23 protein-coding genes and 1 pseudogene are annotated in these 19273 nt (G+C 72.6%); 10 read left to right on the plus strand and 14 right to left on the minus strand.

Annotated elements, in window-relative coordinates; all coding sequences use genetic code 11:
* Nucleotides 1-10 precede the first annotated feature (10 nt).
* Entirely contained in the window at nucleotides 11-91 is an 81-nt protein-coding gene (locus AQI95_RS50355) for a putative leader peptide (protein ID WP_362615633.1), read from the minus strand.
* A gap of 83 nt (nucleotides 92-174) precedes the next feature.
* Nucleotides 175-507: a TlpA family protein disulfide reductase gene (locus tag AQI95_RS14400; RefSeq protein WP_208614171.1), complete on the minus strand. Its 333-nt coding sequence runs from the start codon at nucleotides 505-507 to the stop codon at nucleotides 175-177.
* 304 nt (nucleotides 508-811) lie between these two features.
* Here AQI95_RS14400 and AQI95_RS14405 point away from each other — a divergent pair, with 304 nt between their 5' ends.
* Together AQI95_RS14405 and AQI95_RS14410 are read left to right on the plus strand one after the other, a co-directional pair.
* Nucleotides 812-1540 (plus strand): lysophospholipid acyltransferase family protein, encoded by a 729-nt coding sequence (locus tag AQI95_RS14405; protein WP_067122417.1) that lies wholly within the window; start codon nucleotides 812-814, stop codon nucleotides 1538-1540.
* A gap of 76 nt (nucleotides 1541-1616) precedes the next feature.
* Nucleotides 1617-2381, plus strand: coding sequence for a hypothetical protein (locus AQI95_RS14410; protein WP_159056520.1), 765 nt, complete (start codon nucleotides 1617-1619; stop codon nucleotides 2379-2381).
* Here the strand turns inward: AQI95_RS14410 and AQI95_RS14415 are convergent.
* From AQI95_RS14415 to AQI95_RS14435, 5 genes are all read right to left on the minus strand, one after another.
* A complete protein-coding gene (locus AQI95_RS14415) occupies nucleotides 2366-3190 on the minus strand; it encodes a hypothetical protein (RefSeq protein ID WP_159056521.1) in 825 nt (274 codons plus the stop codon). The genes AQI95_RS14410 and AQI95_RS14415 overlap by 16 nt on opposite strands.
* A gap of 78 nt (nucleotides 3191-3268) precedes the next feature.
* Entirely contained in the window at nucleotides 3269-3862 is a 594-nt protein-coding gene (locus AQI95_RS14420; protein WP_067122426.1) for a transglutaminase domain-containing protein, read from the minus strand.
* 78 nt (nucleotides 3863-3940) lie between these two features.
* Nucleotides 3941-5011: a threonine aldolase family protein gene (locus AQI95_RS14425; protein ID WP_067122430.1), complete on the minus strand. Its 1071-nt coding sequence runs from the start codon at nucleotides 5009-5011 to the stop codon at nucleotides 3941-3943.
* On the minus strand, nucleotides 5008-5757 hold the full coding sequence (locus AQI95_RS14430; RefSeq protein ID WP_079071250.1) for an SDR family NAD(P)-dependent oxidoreductase: 750 nt from the start codon (nucleotides 5755-5757) through the stop codon (nucleotides 5008-5010). Before AQI95_RS14430 ends, AQI95_RS14425 begins: the two co-directional genes overlap by 4 nt.
* Nucleotides 5758-5795: 38 nt before the next feature.
* Nucleotides 5796-7193 (minus strand): DUF6421 family protein, encoded by a 1398-nt coding sequence (locus AQI95_RS14435; protein ID WP_067122437.1) that lies wholly within the window; start codon nucleotides 7191-7193, stop codon nucleotides 5796-5798.
* 437 nt (nucleotides 7194-7630) lie between these two features.
* Here AQI95_RS14435 and AQI95_RS14440 point away from each other — a divergent pair, with 437 nt between their 5' ends.
* A complete protein-coding gene (locus tag AQI95_RS14440; protein WP_079071251.1) occupies nucleotides 7631-8314 on the plus strand; it encodes a glycerophosphodiester phosphodiesterase in 684 nt (227 codons plus the stop codon).
* A gap of 68 nt (nucleotides 8315-8382) precedes the next feature.
* Here AQI95_RS14440 and AQI95_RS14445 read toward each other — a convergent pair whose 3' ends face one another.
* The gene (locus tag AQI95_RS14445) at nucleotides 8383-8922 is read right to left on the minus strand and encodes a GNAT family N-acetyltransferase (RefSeq protein WP_067122443.1); all 540 of its coding nucleotides are present in this window, start codon (nucleotides 8920-8922) and stop codon (nucleotides 8383-8385) included.
* 69 nt (nucleotides 8923-8991) lie between these two features.
* On the opposite strand from AQI95_RS14445, the gene AQI95_RS14450 reads away from it, so the two are divergent.
* On the plus strand, nucleotides 8992-9384 hold the full coding sequence (locus AQI95_RS14450; RefSeq protein WP_067122446.1) for a VOC family protein: 393 nt from the start codon (nucleotides 8992-8994) through the stop codon (nucleotides 9382-9384).
* Here the strand turns inward: AQI95_RS14450 and AQI95_RS47315 are convergent.
* The 3 genes and pseudogenes from AQI95_RS47315 to AQI95_RS14455 all read right to left on the minus strand — a co-directional run bounded on the left by AQI95_RS47315 (nucleotide 9366) and on the right by AQI95_RS14455 (nucleotide 10252).
* Nucleotides 9366-9524: a hypothetical protein gene (locus AQI95_RS47315; RefSeq protein ID WP_159056522.1), complete on the minus strand. Its 159-nt coding sequence runs from the start codon at nucleotides 9522-9524 to the stop codon at nucleotides 9366-9368. The two genes, AQI95_RS14450 and AQI95_RS47315, sit on opposite strands and share 19 nt — an antisense overlap.
* A gap of 25 nt (nucleotides 9525-9549) precedes the next feature.
* Nucleotides 9550-9777, minus strand: a pseudogene (locus AQI95_RS50125) (DUF4267 domain-containing protein); the annotation flags it as partial.
* A gap of 28 nt (nucleotides 9778-9805) precedes the next feature.
* On the minus strand, nucleotides 9806-10252 hold the full coding sequence (locus AQI95_RS14455) for an anthrone oxygenase family protein (protein WP_067122449.1): 447 nt from the start codon (nucleotides 10250-10252) through the stop codon (nucleotides 9806-9808).
* A gap of 90 nt (nucleotides 10253-10342) precedes the next feature.
* Here AQI95_RS14455 and AQI95_RS14460 point away from each other — a divergent pair, with 90 nt between their 5' ends.
* Nucleotides 10343-10921 carry a TetR/AcrR family transcriptional regulator gene (locus AQI95_RS14460; RefSeq protein ID WP_067122452.1) on the plus strand — a complete coding sequence of 193 codons (579 nt, stop codon included), beginning with the start codon at nucleotides 10343-10345 and terminating at the stop codon, nucleotides 10919-10921.
* A 120-nt stretch (nucleotides 10922-11041) separates the two neighbouring features.
* Here the strand turns inward: AQI95_RS14460 and AQI95_RS14465 are convergent, their stop codons facing one another.
* Nucleotides 11042-11572: a MarR family winged helix-turn-helix transcriptional regulator gene (locus AQI95_RS14465; RefSeq protein ID WP_067123124.1), complete on the minus strand. Its 531-nt coding sequence runs from the start codon at nucleotides 11570-11572 to the stop codon at nucleotides 11042-11044.
* Between the two features lie 227 nt (nucleotides 11573-11799).
* Nucleotides 11800-13560, minus strand: a complete 1761-nt coding sequence (locus AQI95_RS14470) for an FUSC family protein (protein WP_067122455.1) — start codon at nucleotides 13558-13560, stop codon at nucleotides 11800-11802.
* A gap of 176 nt (nucleotides 13561-13736) precedes the next feature.
* On the opposite strand from AQI95_RS14470, the gene AQI95_RS14475 reads away from it, so the two are divergent.
* The 4 genes from AQI95_RS14475 (at nucleotide 13737) to AQI95_RS14490 (ending at nucleotide 16820) form a co-directional block, all read left to right on the plus strand.
* The gene (locus AQI95_RS14475; protein ID WP_067122459.1) at nucleotides 13737-14342 is read left to right on the plus strand and encodes a DUF5134 domain-containing protein; all 606 of its coding nucleotides are present in this window, start codon (nucleotides 13737-13739) and stop codon (nucleotides 14340-14342) included.
* Between the two features lie 87 nt (nucleotides 14343-14429).
* The gene (locus tag AQI95_RS14480) at nucleotides 14430-15134 is read left to right on the plus strand and encodes a phosphatase PAP2 family protein (protein WP_067123126.1); all 705 of its coding nucleotides are present in this window, start codon (nucleotides 14430-14432) and stop codon (nucleotides 15132-15134) included.
* 10 nt (nucleotides 15135-15144) lie between these two features.
* Entirely contained in the window at nucleotides 15145-15834 is a 690-nt protein-coding gene (locus AQI95_RS14485) for an HAD family hydrolase (RefSeq protein ID WP_067122462.1), read from the plus strand.
* A gap of 317 nt (nucleotides 15835-16151) precedes the next feature.
* Nucleotides 16152-16820 carry a TetR/AcrR family transcriptional regulator gene (locus tag AQI95_RS14490; RefSeq protein ID WP_067122464.1) on the plus strand — a complete coding sequence of 223 codons (669 nt, stop codon included), beginning with the start codon at nucleotides 16152-16154 and terminating at the stop codon, nucleotides 16818-16820.
* Nucleotides 16821-16844: 24 nt separating this feature from the next.
* Here AQI95_RS14490 and AQI95_RS48975 read toward each other — a convergent pair whose 3' ends face one another.
* Complete coding sequence (locus tag AQI95_RS48975; RefSeq protein ID WP_244188741.1) at nucleotides 16845-17795, minus strand: DUF6214 family protein; 951 nt, start codon at nucleotides 17793-17795, stop codon at nucleotides 16845-16847.
* Between the two features lie 114 nt (nucleotides 17796-17909).
* On the opposite strand from AQI95_RS48975, the gene AQI95_RS14505 reads away from it, so the two are divergent.
* On the plus strand, nucleotides 17910-19247 hold the full coding sequence (locus tag AQI95_RS14505) for an FAD-dependent oxidoreductase (protein WP_067122468.1): 1338 nt from the start codon (nucleotides 17910-17912) through the stop codon (nucleotides 19245-19247).
* Nucleotides 19248-19273: the final 26 nt, after the last annotated feature.

Consider the following 19273-nt stretch of genomic DNA (forward strand, 5'->3'; position numbering starts at 1 on the left):
CCTTCGGTGCTCAACGGTCCGGACAGGTGGCGCTCGCGGTGCGGGCGAGGTCGACGTGGACCCGCCCGTGGAGAAGGAGTTCGGTCGGCATACGGTCAGGCTGACGATAGGTGGCGCGCGCAGTCAAGTACGGTCCGCGAACTGGGAGATGTCCCACGGTCCTCCGAAACCCCCTCACACGGCCTCCCCGAGCGCCGCGACGACATCGGCCTTGCGGGGCTGTCCGGTGGCCCGCCGCACCACCCGCCCCGCGGCATCGAGCACCAGCACGGTGGGCGTCTTCAGGATCTCCAGGTCGCGTACGAGGTCCAGGTGGGACTCGGCGTCGATCTCGACGTGGATCACCCCCGGGACCAGGCCGGCGACCTCGCCGAGCACGCGCCGGGTGGCCCTGCAGGGCGCGCAGAAGGCGCTGGAGAACTGGACCAGCGTGGCCCGCTCCCCGAGTTCGCCACCCAGCTCGGCCGCTTCCAGCCGCCTGCCCTCGTCCCGCCCGCGCACGCGCACCCTCCCGCTCCGCCCTGTCCGTCACCCTGCGACAGCAACGGCCGGGCCGCGAAGATTCCCGCCTTCGCGGCGGTCCCCGCAGGGACGTCTCGGATCGTAGGCAAAGGTGCCTTGTAAAGGCGTCTTCGGTGTCGCGCGGGCAAGGGCGCCGACGTGACGAGGATCTCGCCGCCACGGGGCACCAGGACTGGCTACCCGTCCGTTCTTCGGGCACGATCTGCGAGACGCCGTAAACCTACGGCTGCGTAACTTTCCCGCCGGGAGCCCCCTTTCCCGAGCAGAGCAGAAAGGGTCTGTCCCGCCCATGGCAGAGCTGGTCTACCGTCCCGTCATCGGTTGCGCCAAGACGTTGTTCAAGGTCTGGGACCTGAAGATCGACTGCCAGGGGTCGGAGAACATCCCGCGCTCGGGCGGCGCCGTGCTGGTGAGCAATCACATCAGCTATCTGGACTTCATCTTCAACGGCCTGGCGGCCCTGCCGCAGAATCGCCTGGTGCGCTTCATGGCGAAGGAGTCCGTCTTCCGGCACAGGATCTCCGGTCCGCTGATGCGCGGTATGAAGCACATCCCGGTGGACCGCAAACAGGGCGAGGCGGCCTACTCGCACGCGCTGGACTCGCTGCGCTCCGGCGAGGTGATCGGGGTCTTCCCGGAGGCCACCATCTCGCAGTCGTTCACGCTGAAGAGCTTCAAGTCCGGTGCGGCCCGCCTCGCCCAGGACGCCGGTGTCCCGCTGATCCCGATGGCCGTCTGGGGCACCCAGCGGCTGTGGACGAAGGGCCAGCCCCGCAACTTCAAGCGCAGCCACCTGCCCGTCACCATCCGCGTCGGCGAGGCGGTCGAGGCACCTCGCGACCAGTACGCGGGCGCGATCACCCGCCGGCTGCGCGAGGCCGTCCAGGACGTGCTGGACGCGGCGCAGCGCGCCTACCCGGGCCGCCCCAAGGGCGCCGAGGACTCCTGGTGGCTGCCCGCCCACCTGGGGGGTACGGCGCCGACGGCCGAGCAGCTGCGCGCCGCCGAGGCCCACTGACCCCAGGCGCACCGGACCGCGAGGCACCGGCACCCGGCCCCCCTCGGGCGGCAGCCCGGCCGACAGGTTCGCGACCGTGAGGGGAGAGCCGGTCGGCTCTCGTGTGCCGACCGCGGTACGGGGGCTCGACGATGCGGCGCTGGTGCTGCGGATAACCGCCTACACCGGACGGGACGACCAGGACAGCGTGTTTCTCGACGCCTTCGACGACGAGGACTTCTCGCCGCTGAACACCCTGCCGCGCAGCATGCTGCTCAGCGCCCACGTCGGCTACACCGCCCGTACGAGCCACGCCGTGTACGAGACGGTCGTCCCCTTCGCCAACTCCGCCGCCCGGCACCTGGGGTGCGGCGCGAAGCCGCCGGGCGTGCTGCAGGGCGATATCGCGCCGGCCGATCCCGGCAAGGGGCAGCGCACAGTCCCGGTCACCGAGGCGGGCGGCACCGCCTGCGGCTGGGTGGCTCGGGCGCGGCTTCCTCGGGCCGCCGACCGGCGGGTCGAGCCGCTGATGAACGACACGGCTCCCGCCGGGCGTTGCGACCTGGTCGGGGGCGCCGCGCCGTCCTCGACGTACCTGAACTTCGCCGCCTGGTACGGCGGCTGGAGCAACCGTCCGGTCTCGTCCGGCGGGGTGCGTCGCGGTCTGACGGCCACCGCCCGCTGCGACGGCGAGGCGGCCAGCTTCGCGGTCAGCGGATCGCAGCGGATCCCGGGCGTCGGTACGGCGGAGAAGCGCAGGCTGCTGCGGGCCTTCGCCGCCGACCAGGCCGGGCGGCGCGGGTGCGCGAACCTGCGGCTGACGGGCCGAGCCCGGCCGCGGCGCCCTCACAGGAACCCGTAGCGGTACCCCTTCACGTAGGCGTCGTCCAGGACCTGGCGGATGGCCGCCGCCCGGGCGGCCGGCACCGTGCGGGCCTCGGCCCAGGCGTCCGGCGTCAGGAACATCTGTCCGCGCCCGTCCATGAGATCCCCGCGCACGGGCCCGCTCACCGGCCGACGGGCGATGCTGCCCATGGCCGGCCGGCCACCTGCCCCCCCCGCGGCCCGGTAGGCGCCCCGGGTGTGCCGGCGCGCGGACTCGTCGAAGGAGCGGAGGTCGCCGATGCGGCCGTGGCGGGCGCCGTCGGCCCTGGCGTACATCAGGGTGCCGAAGCGGCTCGCGATGTCGCGCAGGTCGTTGTCGGGTCCGAGGGCGCGGGGCAGGCCGTCCTCGCCGGGTTCCTTCTCGGGGTGCTGGTCCTGGTCCGTGCCCTGCGGGGTCAGCCGCTCCAGGTAGTGGGCGAGGCAGGCCCGCTCGGCGTCGTAACGGGACATGTCGTCCCGGGGGTCGAGGGCGCGGGTCGCCGCGGCCGGACCCTTCACCAACGCGCGTGTGGCGGCGGGCAGTTGACTGCACCCGTAGCCCTGCGCACCGAGTGCGAGCGGCACCGCCACGCCACCCGCGACGAGGACCGCCCCCACGGCCGGGACAAGCACCCGGTGCCTGCGCGGTCGCGCGAACTGCCCGCCGGTGCCGACGGCATCCCGGCCGGCAGGGCTCCGCTCCCGGCCCCGGTCGTCGGGGGTATGCGCCCCCGCGCCGTCCTGCGCGGGTTCCGGTGCCCTCCGTGTCCGGGCGCTGTCGTCGCCTTCCGCTCCCCCGTTGCTCATGGCCGAGATTGGCGAGTGCGATCGGGACAGCGAGCGGCGGGGTGGCGCGGCACGTACGCGGGGACGGCCCGCCCGGCCTCAGAGAGCGTCGGGGAGCGCCTGCCACAGGGACGGCCGGTCCGGGGCCGCCTTCAGGGCCTTGAGGACGGCCGGGTGCGGCGCGGCGTACAGACCCGGACAGTCCTCCTCGCCGGCCGCGGGGTCGGGGATCCACGCGAGTCGCTCGCCGTCCAGGGAGAACCGGGCGTCCACACCGGGCTTGTTGCCGCGCGGGTCCTGTCGGTGCCAGGCGCCGTGGAAGCGGACGGCGACCAGACCGTGCAGGACGTGGCCGCTGCCGTCGTCGTGCGCCAGCCGTTGGTAGCACAGGGCCGTGGGGATGTCCTCGGCGCGCAGCAGGGCGGCCAGCGCATGAGCCTTGGCGTAGCAGATGCCGGTGCCCTGGGCCAGCACGTCGGATGCGCGCCAGGTGACGCGCGGGTCACAGGAGTCCTGGGAGTGCGGGACGGTGTCCCGTACGAATTCGAAGGCGGCCCGCGCATAGGCATACGAGTCGGCGGCCTCGGAGGCCAGTCGCGCGGCTCGCTCCCGGACCACGGGGTGGTGATGGTCGATGGCCTCGTCCGCCGCCAGGTAGGCGGAGAGGTCGGCGGTCTTCTGGATCAGCTCCATGCCCGCAGAGCATAGGAATGCGATCACCCACGAGTCAATGACTTTACGGGCGATCGCATACCTATGCAGAATGAGCGCCTAGCGCGCCATCTCCTCCTTGAGCGCGGCCACGAAGGTGTCGACGTCCTCCTCCGTGGTGTCGAAGGAGCACATCCAGCGCACCGTTCCGGCCGCCTCGTCCCAGAAGTAGAAGCGGAAGCGCTTCTGCAGGCGCTCGCTCACGTCGTGCGGGAGCTTCGCGAAGACGCCGTTGGCCTGCACCGGATAGAGGATCTCCACCCCGTGCACCGCGCGCACGCCCTCGGCGAGCCGCTGGGCCATCTCGTTGGCGTGCCGGGCGTTGCGCAGCCACAGGTCCTTCGACAGGAGCGCCTCCAACTGCACCGAGACGAAGCGCATCTTGGAGGCCAGCTGCATCGACATCTTGCGCAGGTGCTTCATCTGCCGCACCGCGTCCTGGTTGATGACGACGACGGCCTCGCCGAAGACGGCGCCGTTCTTCGTCCCGCCCAGCGAGAGGATGTCGACACCGACCGCGTTGGTGAACGTCCGCATCGGCACGTTCAGGGACGCGGCCGCGTTGGCTATGCGCGAGCCGTCCAGGTGCACCCTCATGCCTCGGGCATGGGCGTGCTCGCAGATCGCGCGGATCTCCTCGGGCGTGTAGCGGGTGCCCAGCTCCGTGCTCTGGGTGATCGAGACGACCTGCGGCATCGCGCGGTGCTCGTCCTCGAAGCCCCAGGCCTGCCGGTCGATCAGCTCGGGCGTGAGCTTGCCGTCGGGCGTGGGCACGGTGAGCAGCTTCAGGCCGCCCATGCGCTCGGGGGCGCCGCCCTCGTCCACGTTGATGTGCGCGCTCTCGGCGCAGATCACCGCGCCCCAGCGGTCGGTGACCGCCTGGAGCGCGACGACGTTCGCGCCGGTGCCGTTGAAGACCGGGAAGGCCTCCGCGGTGGACCCGAAATGGCCGCGGATGATCCTCTGGAGGTTCTCCGTGTACTCGTCCTCGCCGTAGGCCACCTGGTGGCCGCCGTTGGCCACGGCCAGGGCGGCCAGCACCTCGGGGTGGGCTCCGGCGTAGTTGTCACTTGCGAAACCGCGGACCTGCGGGTCGTGGTGGCGACGCGCGTCGGTCTTGGGAGGATTCACGGCTTCTCGGTCAGCCACAGGCGGTTTCCGTTCACTTCGGCGGCGGACTTGCTCCAGACACCCTCGATGGCCTCGGCGAGGTCCTTGACGTCCGTGAAGCCCGCGAACTTCGCGTTGGGGCGTTCGGCGCGCATCGCGTCGTGCACCAGCGCCTTGACCACCAGGATGGCAGCTGCCGACGTGGGCCCTTCCGGCCCGCCCGCCTTGCGGAAGAAGTCGGCCAGGGCGAGCGTCCACGCCTCGGCCGCCGCCTTCGCCGCCGAGTAGGCGGCGTTGCCCGCGGTCGGATTGCTCGCGCCGGCGGCGCTGATCAGGACGTACCGGCCGCGCTCGCTGCGCTGCAGCGCCTCATGGAAGGCGAGGGAGGTGTGCTGCACGGTCTTGACCAGCAGCAGCTCCAGGAAGTCCCAGTCGTCCAGGCTGGTCTTCGTGAAGGTCTCGCTGCCGCGCCAGCCGCCGACCAGGTGGACGAGACCGTCGACGCGACCGAAGTCCTTCTCGATGTGGGTGGCCCAGTCCCGGGTGGACTGCAGATCGAGCAGATCCACCGTGTCACCGGTGACGCTGGCGCCACCGGACGCGTAGCGAGCCGCGTCCACCGCCTCCGACAGCCGCTGCGGGTCGTTGTCCGCCCCGACGACGGTCGCGCCCGCCTCGGCAAGCCGCATCAGCGTCGCCCGCCCGGCGGGTCCGCCCGCGCCGGCCACCGCGATCACCGCACCGCTGAGAGCCCCGTTGCCCACCATGTTCTTCCCCTCTTGAACAGTGTTCTTCAGACGGTCGCTCACGCAGCGATCCGCTCGGCGCCGTCCGCCGTGATGCCCTTGGTGGAGGCGATCACGTTCTTCAGTTTCTTGGACAGGGCCTCATAGAACATGCTCAGCGGAAACTCGTCCGGAAGCACGTCGTCCACGAGCTTGCGCGGCGGCTGGGTCAGGTCGAGGGCGTCCGGGCCCTTGGCCCACGTGGAGCCGGGGTGCGGGGCGAGGTAGGTCGCGACCAGTTCGTAGCCGGCGAACCAGTGCACCAGCTTCGGGCGGTCGATGCCGTCCTTGTAGAGCTTCTCGATCTCGGCGCACAGCTGGTTGGTGACCTGCGGGGCGCGCTCCCAGTCGATGGCGAGCTTGTTGTCGGTCCAGCGCACCACGTCGTGCTTGTGCAGGTAGGAGAAGAGCAGCTGGCCGCCGAGGCCGTCGTAGTTGCGGACGCGGTCGCCGGTGACCGGGAAGCGGAACATCCGGTCGAAGAGCACCGCGTACTGCACGTCACGGGCCTGCGGGACACCGTCGGCCTGCAGCTTCACGGCCTCCTTGAAGGCGGTGAGGTCGCAGCGCAGCTCCTCCAGTCCGTACATCCAGAACGGCTGGCGCTGCTTGATCATGAACGGGTCGAACGGCAGGTCGCCATGGCTGTGGGTGCGGTCGTGGACCATGTCCCACAGCACGAAGGCCTCTTCACAGCGCTTCTGGTCGTGGACCATCGCAGCGATGTCCTCGGGCAGCTGCAGGCCCAGGATGTCGACGGCGGCGTCGGTCACCCGGCGGAAGCGGGCGGCCTCGCGGTCACAGAAGATGCCACCCCAGGAGAAACGTTCCGGCGCTTGGCGTACGGCGATCGTCTCCGGGAACAGCACGGCGGAGTTGGTGTCGTAACCGGAGGTGAAGTCCTCGAACGTGATGCCGCAGAACAGCGGGTTGTCGTACCGGGTGCGCTCCAGCTCGGCCAGCCACTCGGGCCAGACCATGCGCAGCACGACCGCCTCCAGGTTGCGGTCCGGGTTGCCGTTCTGCGTGTACATCGGGAAGACGACCAGGTGCTGCAGACCGTCCGTGCGCCGCGCGGCGGGCTGGAAGGCCAGCAGGGAGTCCAGGAAGTCCGGCACCTGGAAGCCGCCCTCGGCCCAGCGGCTCAGGTCCTTCACCAGGGCCTGGTGGTAGGCCTCGTCGTGCGGGAGCAGCGAGGAGAGCAGCTCGACCGCGTCGACGACGCGTCGCACGGCGGCCTCGGCGTCGGCCCTGTCCGGGGCGCCCTCGGCCTCGAAGTCGATCGATCCGTCCTTCGTCTGCCATGGCCGGATCCGCTCCACGGCATCCTTGAGCACGGGCCAGGCCGGGTGCTCAACCACCCTGGTCGACGAAGGAACCTGTCCCTCCGTAGCCGCCTGCACAAGAATTTCCGTCATGTCCCATCCTCCACGGGAGAACCTCGCGTATGGACACCGTATGCATACCCGGTTTCCGCCATCAAGAGGTTGTGCGGGAAATTATTCCGTCCAACTCCTAGGTCACCGATGTTTTTCCTGCCGTACAGCGTGACGACGCTCACTTCCACTGGCAGCGACCGTCTCTCGCGCGAGGCCGCGCAGAGCGGTCACCCGCTCGCCGCCGAGCGCTCGCGCCTCTCCGGCAGCACCCGTCAAGGCGGCGCGGACTCGCCCACGACAGGGTGACGATGGGGCGTATACAGGCCAGCTGAGCGCCCGCCACGCCCCCGGATGCCTCATGCACGTGCGGGTTCATCACGGGTCCCGGCCATTAGGCTGCGACTCTGCTCGCGCGGACGACGGCGTCCGCCCGTCCCGCGCGTGCCGAGCCGCCGTCGACGGAAGCGAGTCGAACCTTGAACTTTCTTACCATCGGTCACCGCGGGGTCATGGGTGTCGAGCCCGAGAACACCCTTCGTTCCTTCGTCGCAGCGCAGGACGCCGGCCTCGACGTCATCGAACTCGATCTGCACCTGAGCAAGGACGGCGCCCTGGTCGTCATGCATGACGCGGAGGTGGACCGTACGACCGACGGCACCGGGCCGATCGCCGACAAGACCCTCGCCGAGCTGCGGTCCCTGGACGCGGGCCGCGGGGAACGGGTGCCGTTGTTCGAGGAGGTGCTCGACGCGGTGCACACCCCGGTCCAGGCCGAGATCAAGGACGTGGCGGCGGCCCGGGCGCTGGCGGCGGTCGTGCACGAACGCGATCTGGTCGGGCGCGTGGAGGTGTCCTCGTTCCACGACGAGGCCATCGCCGAGATCGCCCGGCTCGTGCCGGGCGTGCGCACGGCACTGATCGCCAGCCGGTACGACAAGGACGTGGTGGAGCGCGCGGTCGCCGTGGGCGCGGCGACCGTCTGCCTCGACATCCGCCGGCTCACCCTGGAGGTGGTCGCGCACGCGCGCACGGCCGGACTGCGGGTCATCGGCTGGGTCGTCAACACGCAGGATCATCTACGGTTGGTACGCGCCCTGGAGCTGGACGGCGCGACGACCGACTTCCCGGAGATCAAGCGCACGGCCCGGTTCACCGCCTAGGCAGCGGGCGTACGGGGCGCCGCACCGCGCAAGGGGCGCGCCCCGCCTGCCGGGTCACCCGGAAACGGTCATCCGAGCTTCTTGACGAGCAGCTCGAACTGCAGGTCGTCGCGCTGCGGGACGCCGTAGCGCTCGTCGCCGTACGGGAAGGGCGACATCTGTCCCGTACGGCGGTAGCCGCGCCGCTCGTACCAGGCGATCAGGTCGTCCCGTACGGAGATCACCGTCATGTGCATCTCGGTGACGTTCCAGGTCTCGCGGACCAATCGCTCGGCCTCGGCCATGACCTTCTTGCCGAGGCCGGCGCCCTGCAGGTCGGGACCGACCGCGAACATGCCGAAGTAGGCGTGGTCGCCGCGGTGTTCGAGCTGGCAGCAGGCGACGATCCGGCCGTCCTGCTCCACGCTCAGCATCCGGCTGTCGGGCGACTTGATCACCTCCAGCACACTCTCGGGGTCCGTCCGCCGGCCGTCCAGGATGTCCGCCTCGGTGGTCCACCCGGCCCGGCTGGAGTCACCGCGGTACGCCGACTGGATCAGGGCGACCAGCGCCTCGACGTCGGCGTCGGTGGCGTCGCGGAAGCTGGGTCCGGCGGCAGGGGTTTCCATGGGGCGGTCTCCGATCTCGGCGTGGCTCAGCCAGGGTCGAGGGTAACCCTGCCGCTAGGCTCCGCCTGCATGGTGCATGTACTCGGCAGCCGGACGCTGCTCACCCCGACCGACCCCGAGCGCTCGCGGACCTTCTACGGCGAGCGGCTGGGACTGTCCGTCTACCGCGAGTTCGGTACGGGCCCCGAGCGCGGGACGGTCTACTTCCTCGGCGGGGGCTTCCTGGAGGTCTCCGGACGCTCCGAGACCCCGCCCTCGCCCGCGATCCGGCTGTGGCTGCAGGTCGACGACGTGACGGCCGCGCACGAGGAGCTGCGCGCGCAGGGCGTCGACGTCCTGCGACCGCCGGTGAGGGAGCCGTGGGGCCTGATCGAGATGTGGATCGCCGACCCCGACGGCATCCGCATCGCACTGGTGGAGGTCCCGGCGGACCATCCGATGCGCTACCGGCCGGGCATCTGACCGAGTGCGCGGTAGGTGCTCACGACGGTCGGGTCCGGCCCGCTGGGGTCGTACATCCCCGGCAGGGGGCCGCGCTGCGCCATCCCGGAGAAGCGGGACCGGGCCGCCGCCCACCGGGAGAAGATCGTGCGCCTCGCCATACCGACACGGGCCAGGGTGGCGTCGGGCGGGCCGCGGGGCGGGCGTTGCCGGAGCGGCCGCGACCTCGCGGGTCTCGTGCATTGTCAGCAGGCCGTTGACCACCATCAGTGTCGCGGTCAGGCCGTGGACGCCGAGCGCGGTGGCCACGGAGCCGTGGTGGGCCGGCACGGTGGCCATGTCGCCGTACACGGCGAGGGCCTCCACCAGCAGCACCCAGCCCAGCGCCCGGCGGTTGCCCGTCACCAGCAGGATGCCCGAACCAGAGGATGAGCCCGCGGGCTCAGGCGAGGGCGGCGACCAGCAGGGCGAAGGCGGCGATGATGACGGCGACGCGGACGTAGTGGTAGCGGTCCCAGCGGTTCATCTGCTCCTTCCAGTCGGCGGGCCGGTTGTCAGGGGTCCACGTCTTGTTCCGGTTGTTGATCGGGACGAGCAGCAGAAGCGACATGATCACGCTGAGCATCAGCAGCGCGCCGGCGGTGACGACGAGACCGGTGCCGTGGTGGTGCCGTCCGGCGATGGCCCAGCCCACGACGAGGACGAGCGAGCCGATGTACCAGACCGGCATCACGGCACCGAGCATCCGGCCCCCGTGGGCATGGCCGAGTTGGCAGCTGTCCTCGGGGAGTGCGTTGAGGATCGGGTTGATGACGAAGGCGACGGAGAACTCCACCCCCACCATCACGCCGACGATCACGGTGGTGACGACCTCGAGTGCGCTGAGCATGATGACCCTCTCCACATCTAGTGTTGCTAGCTGATGAGGCAACGCTAGTACTGCTGCCGCTCGCCTGTCTAGCGATGCTAGAATCGAATCATGTCGGTACAGGAACGCAAGCAGCGCGAACGGGCGGAGCGAGAGCGCCTCATCGTGGCGACAGCCCGCGAACTCGCCGAGCAGCAGGGCTGGGACGCGGTCACCACCCGCCGGCTCGCCGAGCGCATCGAGTACAGCCAGCCCGTCCTCTACAGCCACTTCCGCGGCAAGCGCGAGATCATCGGCGCCGTCGCCCTGGAGGGCGCCGCCGAGCTGGCCGTGGCGGTGCGGGCCGCGGCCGCCGCCGCGGACGGCCCGCGCGCCCGGGTCGCCGGGCTCGCCCGCGCCTACCTCGACTTCGCCGCGCGCAACCCTGCGGTCTACGACGCCTTGTTCCAGCTCGACGGTGGTCTGGCGTTCGCGCAGGAGGACACCCTGGAGCCGCTGAAGGACGCCTTCGCCGCGCTGCTGGAGAGCCTGGGCGAGGTCACCGGGGACGGCGTCGACCCGGGGCTGTTCACCGAGGTGTTCTGGGCGTCCCTGCACGGCCTGGCGACCCTGACCCGGGCGGGACGGCTGCCACCGGAGGACATCGAACCGAGGGTGGAGCTGCTGGTGGACCGGCTCGCCGTGGTCTGACACCACGTCGGAGGCACGCGCCCGGAACGCCCACCGCCACCGCCGGACCGACTCCGAGGACCGCCGGTCCGCCTACCGCAGCGCGTCCCACGACGTCTTCTGACGCCCCCTGACGCCCTCCTACGCCCGCAGCGACCCCATCCGCCCCTCCAGGCGGCCGAGCAACTCGGCGAGCAGGCCGGCGAGTTCACCCTGACCGTCGGGGGCCAGGACGGACAATACGGCGGTCTCGTAGGCGAGTTGCTCCGGGAGGATGCCGTCGACCAGGTCGCGGCCGGCGTCGGTGAGCCGGAGGTGGGCGACGCGGCGGTCACGGGCGTCGCCGCGCCGCTCGACCAGTCCGCGTTCGGACAACTGCTTGAGCCGCTTGGTGACGGCGGCCCCCGAGGAGAAGGTCTCCCGGGCCAGCTCCCCCGGGGTCAGCTCGTGGCCGGTGCGGCGCAGCGCACCCAGCAGGTCGAACTCGGGACGGCTGAGTCCCGCCCGGCGCAGCGGCGCGTCCTCGGCCTGCTGGAGCAGTGCGGCGCAGCGGTTGATCCGGCCGATGACCTCCATGGGCCCGGTGTCCAGCTCAGGGTGCACGCTCTGCCACTGCCGGACCACCACGGCGACGGTGTCCTCACGGGGACCGGCACCGGTGCCGTTGTCGATGTCGGGGGTGGGGGGCTCGCCGGAGTCGGTGTGTTCGCCGAGGTCGGCCCGGGTCGCGGACTGACCGCCGTGCCGTGTGCGTGGGCCGGCCGTGCCGTCGCCGACTCCCGGTCGTGTACCGGGCGCGGGCGTCCCGCCGCCGGGGTGGGCGCCGACGGGCCCGTGGCCGCCCGCCGGATCCCCACCGGCCGTGCCGCCCACCGGCACCCGTCCGCCGTTCGTCGCCGTCATGGCCGTATGTCCTCCGTCGTCCTGCCGGGGTCCTGGTCCTGGCCCTGCTGCGTGCCTTGCTGCATGCGCTGCCGCTCGTTCCGCTGCCTGCCCTGCTGCTCGCTCTGATTCTCGTCCTGGTCCTGGGCCCGGGCTCGGGGGGCGAGGCCCTGGCGTCGTACCGTCGCCGCGAGCGTACGGTGTCCGGACTGCTCGGCGAGCACGACCCGCTCCTCGGGCAGGGCGCGCTGCCACCACTCGCCGGACACGGAGTCGGCCGTGGCGCGCAGATCGACGAGGGCGGCGGCGAGGGCACGGCGGGCGGTCTCCAGGGCGCGGGGTGCCGGGTGCGGCTCGGCCAGCAGTCGGGCGGCCCGCTCGCGGGCGCCTTCCGCCGCGGTCAGCGCGTGTTCCAGGCGGTCGCCGGCCCGCCGGTTGGTGACCGCGACGGCCGCGACGAAGCCGACCAGCGCGCCGACGAGGGTGTCCGCGACCCGCTGCGTCATCAGCTCGGCCGGGTTCTGGGCGCGGGCGAACTCGGTGATGAGCAGGGCCATCGGGGTGACGCAGACGCTGCCGAGCCAGTAGTTGCGGCCGATCAGCGCCTCGGCACCGAAGCCGAGGGCGAGGGTGCACAGCACCAGGGCGACGGGGTGGAGATGTGCGAGCGGGGTGAGGGCGGCGAAGAGGAGGACGCCGACGACGTTGCCGACGACGCGCTGGATGCCGCGGCTCCAGGTGAGGGTGACATTGGCCTGGTAGAGGGAGGCCGCGGTGACCAGCGCCCAGTAGGGGCGGCCGACGCCGAGCGCGAGGGAGGCGTAGCCGGCGAGGGCGCAGCCGATCGCGGTGCGCAGGGCGATCGGCGCGAGGGGGGCCAGGCGGTGCCGCAACGGCCGTCGCGGGTGGGCGGGTTCGGCCTCCGCACCGGGGAGTTCGTCGGCCGACGCGCACGGGGACTCGACGCGCGGTATCCGTCCCGTGCCGCGCAGTTCGCGGGCCCACGCGCGCAGCCGCGCCGGGTCGGAGTCGGCGGGGGCGGACAGGGCGACCTCGGCGCGCACGAGGAGCCGTTCGAGAGCGCGTCGGGTGCGGTCGGGGCGGGCGCCCCGGGCGAGCAGCGACTGCCGGGCGGCGTGGATCGCGGCGGCGCTCGCGGCACGAGTCCGGACGTGGCCGTCGGCGGTACCGCGAGTGTCGGCGTACCCGGCGGCGGCGTTCAGGGCCTGGGCGGTGGCCCGGCGCTCGGGGCCGTGCGGGCGCAGCAGCCCGGGCGCCATGCCGACCAGCCACGCCCACATGCCGGCCGCGAGGGCCAGCGCGGCATGTCCGGGCACCTGGTCGAGGGTCTGCGGCGCGAACAGCGAGGCGGAGCTGATGAAGGTCAGGACCACGTTCGCGGGCGGCCCGAGCCGGGTCGCGTCGGACACGGTCTTCTGGACGGCCGCCATCACGGCGCCGACGGTCACGAGCACGACGGCTTCACCGGTGAGCGACGCGGCGATCAGGGAGACGGCAAGGCCGCCGACCATGCCGAGGACCACCCAGGCCAGGACCCGGGCACGGGCGGCGTAGGGCCGGTTGTGGCCGTAGAGCGCGCACAGCGACCCGGCCATCGTGTACATGGCGAGGTCGAGGCGGCCGAGGGCCAGCAGGACCAGGTTGGGCGGGGCGACGGCGACGACCACGCTCAGCGCGGGCTTGAACCAGATGTCGGAGGGCCGCCCGAGGCGGAGCACCCCGGCGAGGGGAAGTCGGTGGCGGGTCACACTGCTCATACCACCAATTTAGCATGTGTTTTACTCGTAAAATTCCTGCGCGAGCCCACGGCCCGGTCCGTCCTCACCTGCCGCGCTCCGCGGAATGCTCCCCGTGTACACCCTTGCGCTCGCGTGCGCTCCGCCCGGGGCGGGCATCGCATCCTCGAGGGACCGTCGAGCGGGGAGGTGCGCGCGTGCACGGACCGGTGTCGGCAGCGTGGCTGCTGGTCGCGCTCTGCGCGGCGACCGGCGCCTACTGTCTGCTGCGGATGCGCAGCGGCGTCGAGGAGCAGCGGCGGGCCGCGGGCGGAGAGGCGCTCATGGGTTTCGGCATGGCCGTCATGGCCGTACCGGCGGCGGCGTTCAGCCCGCCGCGATGGGCGTGGCCGGTGTACGCGGCCGTGTTCGGCGCGGCGGCACTGCGCGCGCTGTGGGCCGTGCGCGGCGCCCCGCGCCATGTGCACCACCTGGTGGGCGCGTCGGCGATGGTCTACATGGCGGTGGCGATGGCCGTGGCCCCGCCCGGCGCGCACCACGCGCACGGCGGCGCCGGGGTGCCACTGCTGACCGGCACGCTGCTGGTGTACTTCACGGGTTACGTGCTGCTCGCCGGAGCCCGCCTGGTGCCGGCCGCGGTCGCGGTGCCCGCGAGCGGGTCCGGTGCCAGGGCCGAAACCGGGGTCGGGGCCGGGGCCGAGGGCAGGGCCGGTGCCGTCGGCTGGGGCGACCGGCCGGAGTTGGCACGGGCCTGCCGGCTGTCCATGGGGATCGGGATGGTCGCGATGCTGCTGGCCATGTGAGCCGATCCGCGCGAACCTGCGGGCGCGGTGCGCCGCGCGGCCGACCGGACGGTGGCCGCGAGCCGGGTGGTCGACAAGGATCACGGCATGCGCCTCAGCCCCGCCCCGCCCCGGTCCCGCCCTCGAACGGTTCGCACCGCGGCCCTGCTCGCCGCCGCCCTCGGCGTGTGCTGCGGGCTGCTGACGGCCCTCGTCGCGATCGGCTGGCAGCCGCTGCTCACCGTGGACGGCGACCTCTCCCGCACGACCCACCGCTGGGCCGTCCACGACCGCGCGCTCACCCACGTCTTCCGGGTGCTGACGGACTGGGTGTGGGACCCGCTGACCATGCGCCTGGTGTGCGCGGCCGCCGCGGTGTGGCTGGTGCGGCGGCACGCCGCCTGGTGGACGGCGTCGTGGCTGGCGGTCACCGTGGCCCTGGCGGCGCTCGTGCAGCGGGCGGTGAAGGCCGCCGTCGACCGGCCCCGCCCGGTGTGGCCGGACCCGGTCGACTCCGCCGACCAGGCGGCCTTCCCGTCGGGTCACGCCATGACCGCCACCGTGGTGTGCGGCCTGCTGCTGTGGCTGGCGCACCGCTTCGGCGCGGGCCGCGCCCGGTGGTGCACGGCCGTGGCGGCGGCCGTGGTCTCGGTGGCCGGCGTGGGCGTGACCCGGGTGTGGCTGGGCGTGCACTGGCCCTCGGACGTGCTCGGCGGTTGGCTGTTCGGGGCGTTGGTGGTGGCGGTGGCCGTGGTGGTCCTCGAACGGCGGTGGCCCGATCGGCTCACCAGGCCGGTTCACCGCCCCCGCTAGGGTCGGGCGCATGACTGCCGTGTTGTTCGACTTCTCCGGGACGCTGTTCCGCGTCGAGTCCACCGAGTCCTGGCTGCGTGCGGTGCTGAGCGAGTCGGGACACCCCCTCCCCGAGCCCGAACTGAAGGCGACGGCCGACGCCTTGGAGGCGGCCGGTGCGCTGCCCGGCGGTGCCTCACCGGTGCGGTTGCCGCAGGACCTGGCCGAGGTCTGGGCGGTGCGGGACGAGAGCGCCCAGCTGCACCGGGCCGCCTACACGGGCGTGTCCCGGCGGGTGCCGCTGCCCGATCCCCGGCTGCACGACGCGCTGTACGAGCGGCACATGACACCGGCCGCCTGGGCCCCGTACCCGGACGCCGCCGAGGTGCTGCGCACACTGCGCGAGCGCGGGATCGGCGTGGGCGTGGTCAGCAACATCGGCTGGGATCTGCGCCCGGTGTTCCGCGCGCACGGGCTCGACCGGTATGTGGACGCGTATGTGCTGTCGTACGAACACGGCGTGCAGAAGCCGGACCCGAGGCTGTTCTCGGTCGCCTGCGCGGCGCTGGGCGCCGATCCGCGGCAGGTGGTGATGGTGGGTGACAGCAAGGAGGCGGACGGTGGCGCGGCCGCGCTCGGCTGCCGGGTGCACTTCGTCGAGCACCTGCCGGTGGCGGATCGGCCCGACGCGCTGCTGCCGGTGCTGGACCTGGTGGGCTGAGCCCGCAAGGCGGCCGGGCGCGGGCCGCTCGGCCGCGTCGGCAACGCCTCGTGGAGGTCCGATGGACGCCTCATGGAGGCGCAGTGGAGTCTGCCTGTGGACGATCTCCCAGGAATCTCCCGATCCCGCGGCTCCCGCCCCTTCTCCTGGAACGAGGTCGGCCTCGGATCCGTCCTCCGAGCCGAAGAAGCCGTCCGCCTGAGACGATCCCCCGCGTCGCCCCAGACGGACGGCAGCCCTTGACAGGGCCCGCGCATGGCGGTGCCCAGTGCGTTGAGTATAGTTGGCTGGCAGCCAGTCAACGCAGGAGTTACAGGATGTCCCCGCGCAGCGCCTCGGTCAATGAAGAGTTGCGGCGACGTTCCCGGGAACGGCTGCTGCAGGCCGCCGTGGAACTGGTCGACGAGCGCGGTTTCGAGGCCACCACGCTGGGCGACATCGCGGACCGGGCAGGTTCGGCCCGCGGACTGGTGTCGTACTACTTCCCCGGCAAGCGCCAGCTGGTCCAGTCCGCCGTGCACCGGCTGATGCACCGCACGCTGGAGGAGGCGCTGGAGCGGGAACCGCACACCGAGGACGGCCGCGAGCGGCTGGCTCGGGCCATAGACGCGATCCTGGGCCTCGCCCACGACCGGCCGGTGCTCATGCGGCAGCACATGGCGGGGCTGCTGCAGGCGGAGGGCTTCGTGCAGTGCCCGGAGCAGCGCCGACTGTCGGAGCTGCTCGGCGACACCGTCGCCCGGTGCGGCTCCCAGGACGTGGCCGCCGACTACCCGATGCTGCGGGCCCTGTTGATGGGCGCGGTGTACGCGGCGCTGATCCCGGGAGTGCCGATGCCCGTGCCGGCGCTGCGTGCCGAACTGTTCCAGCGCTACGGCCTCGACCGGGAGGCCGGAGCACCGCCGGAGAGCGAGAGCGGCCAGGAGGCGAGGGGACAGGACCTGTCCCGGTTCTTCGCCACGGAGGAACGCCCGAGCGCCGACTGAAGGCCGCCCGGGCGTCGACTCGCCTCAGCGACGCCGTGCATGACGGGGCGTCAGAAGACCGGCGTCCCGTGCCTGGGCGATCAGCCTGAGGGAGCGGCGGCGACTGCGTCCGGTCGCGCTCATCACGGCGAGCACCGGGTCGACGCCTCCCTGCTGCGCGGCCCGGTACTCCCGCGCCACGAGCCGCCGGCCCTCGATGCCACGCGGCCACTCCGGCCGGGCGCGCCGGGGACCCGCGCCGAGCACGATGCCCTCCACGCCCCGGACGTCCGGTGCGGGCCACACCTTCGGACGCTCGCCTTCGCACCGTGCCTCGCCCTCGCACCGCGCCTCGGCGCGCACGCCTGCGTGCCGCTCCTGCGGGCTCGCGCTGTCGTGCGGCTTGTCCGGGCTCGCGCTGTCGTGCCGCTCCTGCGTGCGCTGCCCTTGCTGCCCTTCCTCGCCTTGCTGGCCTTGCTGGCCTTGCTGACCTTGCTGACCTTGCTGCCGTTCCCCCGGTTCGCGCCGTTCCTCGAAGCGCGCGCCTTCGTGCCGCTCCCGCGCGTCACCGGCCTCGGGTGCGGGCTGCTGAGCCGACGGCACGCCCTGCGGCGGCTCCTCCGGACGCTCGTCCTCGCCCCGCCCCTGCGGGTGCCGGTCGGCGTCGCCCCCGGACGGCCGCTGCGCCGCCATCCCGCAGGAGGCGAACAGCGGGCCCTCGAGCCAGTGCGCGAGCGCCGTCAGGTCGGCCAGGGAGAGGGCCGGCTGCGCGGTGACGTCCTCGATGGACACGCATCCGCCGTGCAGGACGGCCAGGGCGTCGACCCGAGCGCCGTCGGGGAAGGCCAGCCGGACCTGGAACCAGGAGGTGGTGCCGCCGTACTCCCGCACCTTCCACGCGGGCCACACGGACACCGCGCCGTCCTCCGCTTTCCGATCAGAAAGATTAAGCAAGGATGCTTCTAGCACACACGCAACGTAACCGCATGATCGCATTCCATACGAACGGACACGCGTCGTCGTCACCCCGCCGGCCCCTGCCGCCACAGGCCCGCGGATGCCATGCTGGAGCCGTTCGCACACCACCTCCTTCGGGCAGGGAGCATCGCTGTGCTGCGTGTCGCCGTCGTCGGTTCGGGGCCGAGCGGGTGTTACACCGCCCAGAGCCTGGTCCAGCTGGATCCCGAGGTCCGCGTGGACGTCCTGGACCGGCTACCGTGCCCGTACGGCCTGGTGCGTTACGGCGTCGCCCCCGACCACGAGAAGATCAAGTCCCTGCAGGGCAGCCTGCGGACGGTCCTGGAGCACGAGCGGGTGCGGTTCCTCGGCGGCGTCCGGGTGGGCGGCGGCCCCGGCGCGCTGCCGGTGGAGCGGCTGCGCGAGCTGTATCACGCGGTGGTGTACTGCGTGGGCGCCGCCACCGACCGCCGGCTCGGGATACGGGGTGAGGATCTGCCGGGCAGTTGGTCGGCGACCGACTTCGTGGCCTGGTACAGCGCGCATCCGGACGCGGCCGACGCGGGTTTCCTGCACGGAGTGCGGTCGGCCGTCGTCATCGGCGTGGGCAATGTGGCCGTGGACGTCACGCGGATGCTGGTCCGGGGCGCCGCGGAGCTGCGTCCGACGGACATCCCGCAGGCGGCGCTGGACACGCTGACGGCGAGCGGGATCACCGATGTGCGCATGGTGGGCCGGCGCGGCCCCTCACAGGCCCGCTTCACCACCAAGGAGCTGCGCGAGCTGGGCGGGCTGCCCGGCACCGAAGTCACCGTGGATCCGGCCGACTTGGCGCTGGATCCGGCCGACCCCGCGACGCTGCCCGCCGTGCAGCGCCGCAATCTGGAGGTGCTGCGCGGCTGGGCCGGCCGGCCGCCGGCCGACGCCGCCCGGCGGATCGGTCTGCGGTTCTTCCTGCGTCCCGTGGAACTGCTGGAGGACGCGGGCCGGGTGGGTGCCGTGCGCTTCGAGCGGACGGCGCCGGACGGACAGGGCGGGGTGACGGGCACGGGCCGGTTCGAGGACGTGCCCGCCCAGGTGGTGCTGCGCTCCGTGGGCTATCGCGGAGTGCCGCTGGACGGGCTGCCGTTCGACACGGCGAGCGGCACGGTGCCGAACACGGCGGGGCGCGTCCTGCGCGCCGGGGGCGCCTCTCCGGACGAGTACGTCGCCGGGTGGATCAAGCGCGGCCCGACGGGTGTCATCGGCACCAACCGGCCCTGCGCCAAGGAGACGGCGGCCTCCCTGCTCGCGAACGCTCCCGTGCTGAGCCGGAAGCAGGTCCCGAGCGATCCGGTGACGGCGCTGCGGGCGGCCGGGATCGAACCCGTGCCCTGGACGGGATGGCTGGCGATCGAGCGGGCCGAGGCCGAGTTGGGCGCGCGGCTCGGGCGGAGCGTGGTCAAACTGGCCGACTGGGACGCGCTGCTCACGGCGGCCCGGTCGTCGTAGGCCCGGCGGCCGGGGGTTCCCCGGCG

Origin of the sequence: Streptomyces yokosukanensis (assembly GCF_001514035.1) — a bacterium.
Classification (GTDB): Bacteria; Actinomycetota; Actinomycetes; order Streptomycetales; family Streptomycetaceae; genus Streptomyces; species Streptomyces yokosukanensis.